Source organism: Staphylococcus ratti (assembly GCF_020883535.1).
Taxonomy (GTDB): Bacteria; Bacillota; Bacilli; order Staphylococcales; family Staphylococcaceae; genus Staphylococcus; species Staphylococcus ratti.
Window position 1 is genome coordinate 1,147,469 of record NZ_CP086654.1, and the last position, 13,123, is coordinate 1,160,591.

The window sequence follows — 13,123 nt, forward strand, 5'->3', positions numbered from 1 at the left end:
AGGCTATGAGCATCGGAATGATAATTTTTGTCATTACTATTGTCATCTCGATTATTTCGGCAATTAATGATAAAAGTCATGAAAAGCGTAAACAATCGCCTCAACAACCTCCAAAATCAGATCAACCCAAATCTTTTATGGAAAAAGTTGAAAAAACCTTAAAAGATTTGGAAAAAGAATTTGATACAGAATCTAACGAAGATACTGCGTCACCTAAAGAAGAACAACCCAAACCAAAGCCACAAAAAACGGCTAAAAAGGAATCTAAACCTACAGCATCCCAATCTGAGCGTGTAAATCATTCTCAAAAAGAGCAGCAAAATATTGAAAAAGAATTGTTAACTATGCTTAAAGGGGATATTGATTCATTAAATGACTCATTAAATCGTGAACGCCAAAAGCACATAGAGCGCATAGAGCGTCGCGCTAGGGATATCATTGATGACAAATATCTTTCACCAAGAACAAAGCGTATCAAACTCAAACAGTTGTTGACTAATTCAAAGCAAGCACAAACTGATAAAGGGGATTTAACTTTCTCTGATAATGAAGTTGTTAATGGGATTATTTGGTCAGAAGTTATTGATAAACGTAAACAATTAAGTTAACTCACTTTCTTTAGTTTCAAAAGATGAGACAGAATGCTATTAAGTATCATGTTTCCAAGGAGCGAACACATTATGATGTTCGCTCCTCTTTCTGTCTTATAAATTTTATTTATTTCTTTCAAATTCATAACTCTTAGAATAAATCCGCATAAGAAAATCAATTTATTCTAGTACAAATAAGTGACTTTAACAGTTTGTGACATGATATAATAGAGTTGAACATGTTAGGTTAATTATGGAAACATTCAAACATGTTTGGTACATTAATCATACATTATTCAGTAAAGGAGTTAGTTTATGCCTGAAATGATTCAAATCGATGACATTCATCAAGCACAAGCTTTGTTTGGTAACAATGATGAATATATTTATCTTATAGAAGATGCGTTTGATGTCGTCATCCATGCAAGGGGTCAAGAAGTGGCTGTACAAGGTCAACAACTTAATGAGGTAACAAAAGCTGAGTCAGTATTAAAAAATCTCCTAAAAGTGATAGAGCAAGGCGCAACAATATCTGTTAAAGATGTCCAAGCTGCTATAAAAATGGCTAAAAATGACACAATTGAGCAACTCATTGATCTTTATGAAGAGGAGATTGCTAGAGACGCGCATGGTAAAATCATTCGCGCTAAAACGATGGGCCAAAGAATGTATATTCATGCAATCAAAAACAATGATTTAGTTTTTGGTATAGGACCAGCTGGTACGGGGAAAACTTTCTTAGCTGTTGTCGTTGCCGCTAAAGCCTTGCGCGCAGGTCAGGTAAAACGTATTGTATTAACACGTCCAGCCGTAGAAGCAGGCGAATCTTTAGGATTCTTGCCTGGTGATTTAAAGGAGAAAGTCGATCCTTACCTACGTCCGTTATACGATGGCTTGAATACCGTGTTAGGTGCTGAAGCCACTGAGCGATTAATTGAGCGTGGTGTTATAGAAATTGCACCCCTTGCTTATATGCGAGGTCGTACGTTAGAAGATGCTTTCGTTATTTTAGATGAAGCACAAAACACTACTCACGCACAAATGAAAATGTTTTTGACACGTCTAGGTTTCGGCTCAAAAATGGTAGTCACTGGCGATAAAACCCAAATCGACTTACCGAGAGGAATTAAAAGTGGTTTGATAGAAGCCGAATCCCGTTTGAAGGCGATCAAAGGCTTAAGTATTCAATATTTAGATCAAGCTGATGTTGTACGTCATCCATTAGTAGGGCGTATTATTTCACGTTATGAGGAGGAAGCTTGATGTTTACAATTGATTTTACGGATCATACTGGAGAAGTTCAAAATGAATGGTACCAACAAATTGAATCATTATTAACATTTGCGAAAGAAAGTGAACAAATTGAGGATGATGCCGAATTATCTGTTTCATTCGTAGATAAAGCAGAAATACAGGCAATAAACCGTGATTATCGCGACAAAGATAAAGTCACAGATGTTATTTCATTTGCTTTTGAAGAAGATGAAACCGTATTTGAAGGTATGGACATGCCACGCGTTTTAGGCGACATTATTATTTGTACAGATGTCGCTTTGGAACAAGCGAAACAATACAACCATTCTTTTGAACGAGAATTGGGCTTTTTGGCTTTACATGGTTTTCTACATTTATTAGGGTACGACCATATGACAGAGGCTGAAGAAAAAGAAATGTTTAAACGACAAGAAGAGATATTAAATGCATTTGGTTTGACGAGGGATATATGATTAAACGTTTTAAGCCAGCATTTAATGGAGGATTAACATTACTCCGTAAAGATGCTAATTTCTTATACCATATATGTTGTGCAGTGCTTGTCGTTTTATTAGGTTGGTATTTTAACATTTCAATGATTGAATGGTTGTTTTTATTGATTGCTATCTTTGGTGTTTTAATTACTGAAGCACTCAATACAGCAATCGAATACGCAGTAGATTTAACGACGAAAGAGTATCATATTTGGGCAAAATATGCGAAGGATGTTGCTGCATTTAGTGTTTTGCTAGCATCTATTTTTGCAGTAATCGTAGGAAGCTTGATTTTTATTCCTAAAATATTTTAAGGGCGTGATATTGAATGAGTTATACAGAGAAACATTTTAATGAGGTAAGAAAGGCACAACAAAATGCCTATGCACCCTATAGTAATTTCAAGGTAGGGGCTTATTTAGTAACAAAAGATGGACAAGCGTTCTATGGCGGAAACGTAGAAAACGCTGCATATCCTGCAGCAATCTGCGCTGAAAGATCCGCTCTAGTTTCTGCGATTGCACAAGGTTATCGACCTGGAGATTTCGAATCCATTACGGTAACTGTAGATAGTCCAGAAGTCTCTTCGCCATGCGGAACTTGTCGCCAAGTGCTAAAAGAATTATGCGACGATGAAATGCCAGTTTATATGACAAATCAAACAGGAGAAATGAAAGTTTTGACTGTAGCACAATTATTACCTCATGGATTTTCAGGAAAGGATTTAACATAATATGAGTGAATATAAGTCAGGCTTTGTAACTATTATTGGGCGACCCAATGTTGGAAAATCTACATTTGTCAACCGTGTAATCGGTCATAAAATCGCGATTATGTCTGATAAAGCGCAAACAACACGAAACAAAATTCAAGGTGTCATGACAACAGATGATGCTCAAATTGTATTTTTAGATACACCAGGCATTCATAAACCTAAACATAAATTAGGCGATTATATGATGAAAGTTGCCAAAAATACATTGTCAGAGATTGATGCTGTAATGTTTATGGTAAACGTGAATGAAGAGATTGGGCGCGGTGATGAATACATTATGGAAATGTTAAAAACAGTAAAAACACCGGTTTTTTTAGTATTAAATAAAATCGATTTAATTCATCCGGATGCTTTAATGCCTAAAATTGAAGCGTATCAAAAATACATGTCTTTCACTGAAATTATTCCGATATCAGCGCTTGAAGGTTTAAATATCGAACATTTCCTTTCTGTTTTAAAATCATACTTACCTGAAGGTCCTCAATATTATCCGGACGGCCAAATTTCTGATCATCCGGAACAATTTGTAGTAAGTGAGCTTATACGTGAAAAAATTTTAGAGACGACAAGCGAAGAAATACCACATTCCATTGGCGTGAATGTCGAACGAATGATTCAAGAATCTGAAGATCGTGTGCATATCGAGGCTACTATCTACGTAGAACGAGATTCTCAAAAGGGCATCGTTATAGGAAAAGGTGGTAAAAAATTAAAACTTATCGGGCAACGTGCTCGAATGGATATTGAGCATTTGCTCGGTTCTAAAGTATATTTAGAACTCTGGGTAAAAGTTCAAAAAGACTGGAGAAACAAATCTAAGTTCATTAAACAAATGGGCTACGTTGAAGATGAATAATTAATGTAAGGGCGGGGTGTACATGCTCCTTAAACAAAATGGCATTATCATCAAGGCTGTAGATTATGGAGAATCAGATCGTATTATAACAGTTTTAAATGAGTATGGCGCCAAAATCCCTATAATGGTCAGACGTGCTAAAAAAATTAAATCTGGCTATCAAGCTACAACGCAACCTTTTGTAAAAGCACTGTTTATTTATAATAAATTCCGCGGCATGGGAACACTAAATTCTGTCGATGTCATCAATTTAAATTACGACATAAGAATGGATATTTTTACCAATAGTTATGCGAGTTTATGTTTAGAAGTCATTGAGCGATCGATAGAGAATGAAGAAGTGGAAAAAGGGATGTATCAACTACTGAACTTTGCACTTGATCGAATCAATGAAGGGGTGTCACCACAATTGATTGCCAATATCGTCATGTTAAAGTGCCTCCCACGTTATGGTATTACACTCGAACTCGAGCGCTGTGTCATTTCTCATTCAAGCGACGCCAAAACATTTTCAGCTTATAGCTTTAAATATAATGGCGTCATCTCAAAGCAGATGCAACATCATGATGAACACGCGGTGCCACTTTCTAACAAAACACTATATATTACAAATTTGCTTCAACACTTGACCTTAACACAAATTAATACATTGCGTATCCATCAAGACATTATTGATGAAATGTCTATGTTCATCCTTATGCTCTACAAAGAGTATGTAGGTATGTTCTTTAAGAGCCAAAGACTCATTAATCAACTCAAAAGAACAGAGATTGATTTAGCATCTAACGATAAAAATGAATAACGTCATCACAAGATGAGAATGCATTGTTTGTGTCTAGTAAGTTAATACAAAAAACAAAATCCCCAGTTTACATTAGCGTAAACTGGGGATTTTGACATTTTAATATATAAATACTAACCAAATATTAAAATTTAACTTTTTCAGCTAAGAAGTCGTGGAGTTCATTGATTGACATACGTACTTGTTCCATCGTGTCACGGTCACGAACTGTTACTTGATTATCTTCTAATGAATCAAAGTCAAAAGTGATACAGTACGGTGTACCAATTTCATCTTGACGACGGTAACGTTTACCGATAGATTGTGACTCGTCAAAATCAACAACAAAATCCTCGCTTAATTGTTCATAAACTTTTAGCGCTTCTTTTGATAGCTTTTTACTTAATGGTAAAATCGCTGCTTTATATGGCGCTAAAGCAGGATGGAAATGTAAAACGGTACGGGCTTCTTTACTACCTTCAACACCTTCTTCTTCATAAGCATCACATAAGAAAGCCAAAGTGACACGGTCTGCTCCTAATGAAGGTTCGATACAATATGGAATGTATTTTTCATTTGTTTCTGGATCATGGTATTTAAAGTCATCACCTGAGTGTTCGCTATGTTGTTTTAAATCAAAGTCTGTACGGCTAGCGATACCCCAAAGCTCACCCCAACCAAACGGGAATTTGTATTCAATATCTGTTGTAGCGTTAGAGTAGTGTGATAACTCATCTTCGTCATGATCACGTAAACGTGTGTTTTCTTTATGAAGTCCTAAATCTGTTAACCATTTCGCTGCATAATCTTTCCAATAAGATTGCCACTCAATTTCAGTACCTGGCTTACAGAAAAATTCTAATTCCATTTGTTCAAATTCACGTGTACGGAAAATAAAGTTGCCTGGTGTAATTTCATTACGGAATGATTTACCAACTTGACCAATACCAAATGGTAATTTTTTACGCATCGAACGTTGCACGTTTTTATAGTTCACAAAGATACCTTGTGCAGTTTCAGGACGTAAGAAAATTTCATTTGTTGAATCTTCAGTGACCCCTTGGAAAGTTTTAAACATTAAGTTGAACTGACGGATATCTGTCCAATTTGCTGTACCACTCACCGGACAAGTAATACCTTCTTCGTCAATAATGCGTTTCATTTCATCGAAGCTTAAACCATCGGCGATAAAGTTTTCATCACCTTTTACGTTATGCATATAGTCTTCAATAATTTTGTCTGCACGGTAACGAATTTTACTGTCTTTATTATCAATCATCGGATCATTAAAGTTACCTAAATGACCAGAAGCTTCCCACGTTTTAGGGTTCATTAAAATGGCAGCATCTAATCCAACGTTATATGGGGATTGTGTAATAAACTTTTTCCACCAAGCTTTTTTAACATTGTTTTTTAATTCTACACCTAATGGGCCATAATCCCATGTGTTTGCTAAACCGCCATAAATTTCACTACCTGGAAAAACAAAGCCTCTATGCTTTGCAAGTTGAACAATTTTATCCATATTATTTTCCATCATTTAACACTCCTTAAAAAATATAAAAAGCCCCAAGCCAAAGAAAATACTTTGCCTTGGGACGAATTAATATATTAATCCGCGGTTCCACCCAAATTAGTGTGTCCACTCACTTTTATTCATCTCATTAATGTAGCCATTTAAGATGTTAAGCTTTCACTATCCTTAACTCGCTTTGCTTTAATTTTAAAGTATACTTAAGAGAATCGCAAGCAAAATCATAATTGTGTAGTTATTGATAAACCGTTATAATGATAAATGAATGTTTTTATGAAAGTCGTATTGATAACATACTGATTTGTATACTTCATCAAATCAAAACGTTGCATATGAAAATAAATATGATGCTAGTATCTCAAAGGAGGCATTTCTGCTATTTAATTAGCATAACCAATAAGGTTTTAAATAGACAGAGATCAATATAGAACTGAGTAAACGACAAGAACACATTGTAGATATCGTAAAAAATTCAGGGCCTATTACGGGTGAAAAAATTGCAGAACAACTCAATTTAACGCGCGCTACGTTACGACCTGACCTAGCGATTTTAACTATGGCGGGCTATTTGGAAGCGAGACCGCGCGTAGGGTATTTCTATTCAGGTAAATCGAGTTCTCAATTGCTTACAGAACAATTGAAACATTATATCGTTAAAGATTACCAATCACATCCAGTTATATTAAAAAGTGATGTTACAGTTTATGATGCAATTTGTGCAATTTTCATCGAGGATGTAGGCACTTTATTTATAGTTAATGAGGACAATGATTTGGTGGGAGTGTGCTCAAGAAAAGATTTATTACGTGCTTCTATGGCAGGGCAAGATATTCATAATATTCCTGTAAATATTATTATGACACGTATGCCGAATATTGTTTTATTAGAAGAAGATGATTTGCTCTTATATGCAGCGAGACAAATGATTTCAAAAGAAATAGATTCGATTCCAATCGTGAAATCTAAAGGTGCAGGTAAATATACTGTGACTGGGCGCATTTCTAAAACCACAATTACAAAACTATTCGTTTCTTTATTCGATCAATAGGGGGTCAATGACTTATGACGAAAGTGAAAATTATTATTGCCTCAGACTCTGTAGGTGAAACAGCAGAGCTCGTTGCGAAAGCCTGTATTTCTCAATTTAAAAATGTTGAAAACACTTCAGATATCATTCGATATCCTTACATTGAAACTAAACAAAACATTGACGAAATTATCCAAATGGCAAAAGAAAGTAATTCTATGATTATTTACACATTAGTACGCCCAGATATAAGAGCGTATATGGCCGAACTTATTACTGAAAATCAACTTAAGTCTGTTGATATCATGGGCCCGATTATGAATATGATGGAAGAATCATTCCAACAACAACCTATAAACGAACCTGGAATTGTTCACAAGTTAGATGAAGATTACTTTAAAAAAATTGAAGCAATGGAGTTTGCTGTTAAATATGATGATGGTAAAGATCCTAAAGGTCTTCCTAAAGCTGATATCGTACTGATTGGTGTTTCAAGAACTTCAAAAACGCCTATTTCTCAATACTTAGCACATAAGCGATATAAAGTGATGAACGTACCTATCGTCCCAGAAGTACAGCCTCCGGAAATGTTATTTGAAATCGATCCAAAGAAATGTATTGCGCTAAAAATAACGTCAGAAAAATTAAATGCGATTCGAAAAGAAAGATTAAAACAACTCGGTCTTTCTGATTCAGCACGTTATGCAACTGATACACGCATAGAAGAAGAATTAGAGTACTTCAATAAAATCGTTGATCGTATCGGCTGTCCAGTGTTAGATGTTTCAGATAAAGCAATCGAAGAAACCGCGAATAATATTATCCAGCTTATTGAGCATAACAATTTCTTTTCTAATTAAAATCTAATATAATATTAAAACTGAGTTGAATGCGCTAGTTGCTATTTATGAAACGGTTAAGGTGATAAATTTGAGAATACCACAATCAACCATTGATCAAATTAAAGATAATACAGACATATTAGATATCGTAAGTGAGTATGTCAAACTTGAAAAAAGAGGACGCAATTATATTGGTTTGTGTCCTTTTCATGATGAAAAAACGCCTTCATTTACGGTTTCTGAAGATAAACAAATATGTCACTGTTTCGGTTGTAAAAAAGGTGGGAATATTTTCCAATTTGTTCAAGAGATTGAAAATGTCTCATTTACGGAAGCGGTTAAACAGCTGGGGGAACGTATTAATATCAAGGTAGATGTTGGTCAAGGTGAACCATCACACCACATCGCATCTAATGATTTACAAATGATTCAAATGCACGAATCTTTATTGGAGTATTATCATTATATTTTAATAAAAACCGTTGAAGGAGAACAAGCGCTTCACTATTTGTATGATCGAGGTTTTACCGACAAAATGATTAATGAGCGTAAAATTGGCCTCGCCCCAAATTCTTCTCATTTCGCAACTGATTTTTTTGAGAAAAAAGGGATTGACCTGCATCTCGGTTTTGAAGCTGGAATTTTATCTAGAAACGAAGAAGATTTTACTTATTACGATCGTTTCAGAGATCGAATTATGTTTCCTCTTGCGAATGCGCAAGGGCGAATAGTAGGGTATTCTGGACGAACATATAAAAATCAAGAACCAAAATATTTGAATAGCCCTGAATCGCCTATTTTTCAAAAACGCAAACTCCTTTATAATCTAGACCGGGCAAGAAAACATGTTCGTACTCAAGATGAAACCATCATTTTAGAAGGATTTATGGATGTGATTAAAGCAGATGAGGCTGGCTTGCATAATGTGGTTGCTAGTATGGGTACTCAACTATCAGATGAACACATCCATTTTTTAAGAAAACTGTGTAATCACGTGACCTTATTATTTGATGGTGATAGTGCAGGGGCACAAGCAACATTAAAAACTGGTCAACTGCTCTTAAATCAGAACATCGATGTATTTGTCGTTCAATTGCCTAAAGATATGGACCCGGATGAATATATCGAAAAGTATGGTAAAGACAAATTTTTAGAATTTGTAAATGGAGAGAAAAAAGCGTTTGTGCTATATAAACTGCTACAAAATCAAAACCAAATAGAAAATAACGACCTTGCTTATGAGAAATTTTACAAAACTTTTATTCATGATGCTTCTAAGATTCAATCGCATATTATTAAGAAAAAAGTATTACAAGATGCATCACGTTTGTTTAAAGTTTCTTTAGATAGTCTAAATAATGAAGTAGGAAAGATTTCGCCGCAATCCTCGAAATCACATGTACACGTTAGACCATCTCAAAAACAAGAAGTGAGATTAAATAAAAATGCAGTGGCAGAACGGGCTATTTTAAAGCATTTCATCAATGATAAAGACGTTTTTTTAAATTTTCATAAAAATATTGAAGAAACCGACTTTACAAATGAGTATTTTAAACGTATATTTAGTGTTTTACGAGACTTTTATGCTGAACATGAAAAGTTCGAAATAAGTGAATGCATTAATTATATCAATCAGAACGAAATTAAAGAAGCGCTGATATATTTGATAGATTATCCGCTTAACGAAGAACCGTATGAGAACGAAATGTCTGATTATATAAATGTAATGACTGAACATCGTCATTCAGATTCACTCGAACACCTTCATGAAAAATTGCGTGAAGCTGTACGTAATAAAGATGAAGCATCTAAAAAATATTATCTAGAAATGATAGTGAATAAAAACAGAAATAGATTGAAGCGTCAAGATTAATATCGGGAGGCCTTTGTATGTCAGATAATCAGGTAAAAGTAATTAAAAAAGAGACTATCGATCCAACTTTAACGTTAGAGGATGTAAAAAAACAACTTATTGAAAAAGGGAAAAAAGAAGGTCACCTTAGCCATGAAGAAGTGGCAGATAAGCTTCAAAACTTCGACATGGATTCAGATCAAATGGATGAATTTTTTGACATGATTAATGATAATGATATCCAGCTTGTCAATGAAAAAGACAGCTCAGATACAGATGATAAGTTGAATCCTAATGATTTAAGTGCGCCTCCAGGAGTTAAAATCAACGATCCCGTACGTATGTACCTTAAAGAAATCGGTCGTGTTGATTTATTAAGCGCACAAGAAGAAATTGAACTTGCGAAACGTATTGAACAAGGGGATGAAGTTGCAAAAGCACGCTTAGCTGAAGCTAACTTACGTCTTGTTGTCAGTATTGCGAAGCGCTACGTTGGTCGTGGCATGCTTTTCCTTGACCTCATTCAAGAAGGGAATATGGGTCTGATTAAAGCGGTTGAAAAATTCGACTTTAGCAAAGGATTTAAATTTTCAACATATGCAACGTGGTGGATAAGACAAGCCATTACGCGTGCCATTGCAGACCAAGCACGTACAATTCGTATTCCAGTTCATATGGTTGAAACGATTAATAAATTAATTCGTGTTCAACGTCAATTGCTACAAGATTTAGGTCGCGATCCAGCACCAGAAGAAATCGGAGAAGAAATGGATTTACCACCTGAAAAAGTACGTGAAATTTTAAAAATTGCGCAAGAACCTGTATCACTTGAAACACCAATTGGTGAAGAAGATGATAGTCATCTCGGAGACTTTATTGAAGACCAAGAAGCTCAAAGTCCGTCAGATCATGCTGCATATGAATTATTAAAAGAACAATTAGAAGACGTCTTAGACACTTTGACAGACCGTGAGGAGAATGTTTTACGTTTACGCTTCGGTTTAGACGATGGACGTACACGTACGCTTGAAGAAGTAGGTAAAGTATTTGGTGTGACGCGTGAACGTATTCGACAAATTGAGGCAAAAGCATTACGTAAGCTTAGACATCCTAGCCGTAGTAAACGTTTAAAAGACTTTATGGACTAATTTTAAATATATTTATCTCATATTTGTGATTGAATCATAAAAAGAGCATAGCTAACTCGCTTTAATCGCTCGCATATCTTTGATTCCATACAGATAGATTCATGAAAGGGAGATTACAGTTTTATCAATGTGCGATAACATTCGATGTACTGTTTGAACTCCCTTATTTTTATATTAAAGGAGCGTCACCATGATTCAAATTAATCGTCGATTGTTAAAAGTAAGCGAATACATTAAAGGATCTAAACTTGCTGATATCGGGTCCGATCATGCCTACTTGCCTATTTATGCGATTCAAAACAATCAAATAGAAACAGCAATTGCTGGAGAAATCATAAAAGGGCCTTTTACTGCTGCTCAAAAGAGCGTCGCTATGCACGGTCTATCAAAACAAATTGACGTTCGTCTTGGAGATGGTCTAACTGTTTTAGGAGAAACAGATGAAGTAGATACCGTTACGATTTGCGGTATGGGTGGACCATTAATCGCCCGAATCTTAAAGAATGGATGGCATCATATCCCTAATCGACCACGTTTATTATTACAATCTAATATACAATCCGAACCCATCCGACGTTTTTTACAAGAAAATAAGTATAAAATCATCACAGAAGTTTTAGTTAAAGAACGTGCCCACATTTATGAAATCATTGTTGCTGAAAAAGGGGAAATGCATTTAACGGACAAAGATTTTAAATTCGGTCCTTTTTTACATACGAATGTTAATGAATTATTTATTGAAAAATGGGAACGTGAATTGGAGGCGCTAGATGAAATTAAAAAGCATTTAGATCCAGAAAAACATCAACAACGCTACCAAGAAATCACACATCAACAATTACTCATTAAAGAGGTGTTGAATCAATGAAAATAAAAGCATTACTTTCTCTATTAGATAAAAATGTACCTTTTGATTCTGCTGAGTCATGGGATAATGTAGGCCTGTTAGTCGGCAATGAAGATAGTGAAATAAGTGGTGTGCTCACTACTTTAGATTGCACATACGAAGTGGTGACTGAAGCAATTCATAAAGGGTGTAATACAATTATTGCACACCATCCTCTTATTTTTAAAGGACTTAAATCTATTACAGAAGACCATGCGTATGGCTCTATATTATATTTACTCATTCAAAATAACATTAACTTAATTGCCTTACACACAAATTTGGATGTACATCCTAAAGGTGTCAATGCAATGTTAGCGCATCGAATTGGAATACGTACGCCAGCGATTTTAAATCCAAATGAAATGAATTATTATAAGGTGCAAGTGTTTATTCCAGCTACAGCTGCAAAATCATTTAAAGATGCATTAAGTGAAGCCGGTATCGCTAAAGAAGGGAATTATGAATATGCCTTTTTCAATGCTCAAGGGACAGGACAATTCAGACCAGTAGGTAATGCCAATCCAACTATTGGTACAATTGGTGAAATTGAAAATGTAGAAGAATTAAAAATAGAGTTCATGGTTGAAGACAAACAAAAGACACTCGCTGTACAACTCATTACAGATCATCATCCATATGAGACGCCAGTGTATGATTTCATACCATTAGTAAAGGAACATAATCAAGGACTCGGAATGATTGGTCAACTCGACAAAACATATTCAGTAGAAGCGTTCACGACACATTTAAAAAACGTGTTAAATATGCCGAGTATTAGGTTTATTGGAGATACTCAGTCCGAAATAAAAACAGTAGCTATTATTGGTGGTTCAGGAATTGGTTTTGAAAAACAAGCGATGCAAAAAGGGGCAGATGTCTTTATAACAGGAGATATCAAACATCATGAAGCTTTAGATGCAAAAATTGCTGGAATGAATTTAATCGATATCAACCATTACAGTGAGTATGTGATGAAAGAAGGCCTAGTAGATTTATTAGAAGATTGGTTAAATGAAACACATTCATTTAAAGTGATACCATCAGAAACGCATACAGACCCTTATACGTATTATTAAATTTT

14 protein-coding genes are annotated in these 13,123 nt (G+C 35.1%); 13 read left to right on the top strand and 1 reads right to left on the bottom strand.

Translation table 11 applies throughout. The features are described from left to right. Positions 1–5 precede the first annotated feature (5 nt). The 7 genes from LN051_RS05560 to recO all read left to right on the top strand — a co-directional run bounded on the left by LN051_RS05560 (position 6) and on the right by recO (position 4,771). A complete protein-coding gene (locus LN051_RS05560) occupies positions 6–608 on the top strand; it encodes a hypothetical protein (RefSeq protein ID WP_229293561.1) in 603 nt (200 codons plus the stop codon). A 297-nt stretch (positions 609–905) separates the two neighbouring features. Then, complete coding sequence (locus LN051_RS05565; RefSeq protein ID WP_229293562.1) at positions 906–1,853, top strand: PhoH family protein; 948 nt, start codon at positions 906–908, stop codon at positions 1,851–1,853. Further along, positions 1,853–2,317: an rRNA maturation RNase YbeY gene (ybeY, locus tag LN051_RS05570; RefSeq protein ID WP_229293563.1), complete on the top strand. Its 465-nt coding sequence runs from the start codon at positions 1,853–1,855 to the stop codon at positions 2,315–2,317. The genes LN051_RS05565 and ybeY overlap by 1 nt, the downstream gene beginning before the upstream one ends. After that, a complete protein-coding gene (locus LN051_RS05575; protein ID WP_229293564.1) occupies positions 2,314–2,652 on the top strand; it encodes a diacylglycerol kinase family protein in 339 nt (112 codons plus the stop codon). The genes ybeY and LN051_RS05575 overlap by 4 nt, the downstream gene beginning before the upstream one ends. Positions 2,653–2,666: 14 nt before the next feature. Continuing rightward, on the top strand, positions 2,667–3,071 hold the full coding sequence (cdd, locus tag LN051_RS05580) for a cytidine deaminase (RefSeq protein WP_229293565.1): 405 nt from the start codon (positions 2,667–2,669) through the stop codon (positions 3,069–3,071). Position 3,072: 1 nt separating this feature from the next. Continuing rightward, positions 3,073–3,969, top strand: a complete 897-nt coding sequence (gene era / locus LN051_RS05585; protein WP_229293566.1) for a GTPase Era — start codon at positions 3,073–3,075, stop codon at positions 3,967–3,969. A gap of 22 nt (positions 3,970–3,991) precedes the next feature. Next, positions 3,992–4,771 carry a DNA repair protein RecO gene (recO, locus tag LN051_RS05590; RefSeq protein WP_229293567.1) on the top strand — a complete coding sequence of 260 codons (780 nt, stop codon included), beginning with the start codon at positions 3,992–3,994 and terminating at the stop codon, positions 4,769–4,771. A 124-nt stretch (positions 4,772–4,895) separates the two neighbouring features. Here recO and LN051_RS05595 read toward each other — a convergent pair whose 3' ends face one another. Beyond that, the gene (locus LN051_RS05595) at positions 4,896–6,287 is read right to left on the bottom strand and encodes a glycine--tRNA ligase (RefSeq protein ID WP_229293627.1); all 1,392 of its coding nucleotides are present in this window, start codon (positions 6,285–6,287) and stop codon (positions 4,896–4,898) included. A gap of 421 nt (positions 6,288–6,708) precedes the next feature. Here LN051_RS05595 and ccpN point away from each other — a divergent pair, with 421 nt between their 5' ends. The 6 genes from ccpN to LN051_RS05625 all read left to right on the top strand — a co-directional run bounded on the left by ccpN (position 6,709) and on the right by LN051_RS05625 (position 13,118). After that, positions 6,709–7,332, top strand: coding sequence for a transcriptional regulator CcpN (gene ccpN / locus LN051_RS05600; protein ID WP_229293628.1), 624 nt, complete (start codon positions 6,709–6,711; stop codon positions 7,330–7,332). 14 nt (positions 7,333–7,346) lie between these two features. Continuing rightward, entirely contained in the window at positions 7,347–8,171 is an 825-nt protein-coding gene (locus tag LN051_RS05605; protein ID WP_229293568.1) for a pyruvate, water dikinase regulatory protein, read from the top strand. Between the two features lie 70 nt (positions 8,172–8,241). Then, entirely contained in the window at positions 8,242–10,026 is a 1,785-nt protein-coding gene (gene dnaG, locus LN051_RS05610; RefSeq protein WP_229293569.1) for a DNA primase, read from the top strand. A 17-nt stretch (positions 10,027–10,043) separates the two neighbouring features. Beyond that, a complete protein-coding gene (rpoD, locus tag LN051_RS05615; RefSeq protein WP_019165210.1) occupies positions 10,044–11,153 on the top strand; it encodes an RNA polymerase sigma factor RpoD in 1,110 nt (369 codons plus the stop codon). Positions 11,154–11,343: 190 nt separating this feature from the next. After that, positions 11,344–12,021, top strand: a complete 678-nt coding sequence (locus LN051_RS05620) for a tRNA (adenine(22)-N(1))-methyltransferase (protein ID WP_229291570.1) — start codon at positions 11,344–11,346, stop codon at positions 12,019–12,021. Continuing rightward, a complete protein-coding gene (locus LN051_RS05625) occupies positions 12,018–13,118 on the top strand; it encodes a Nif3-like dinuclear metal center hexameric protein (RefSeq protein ID WP_229291571.1) in 1,101 nt (366 codons plus the stop codon). Before LN051_RS05620 ends, LN051_RS05625 begins: the two co-directional genes overlap by 4 nt. The last annotated feature ends 5 nt before the right edge of the window (positions 13,119–13,123 follow it).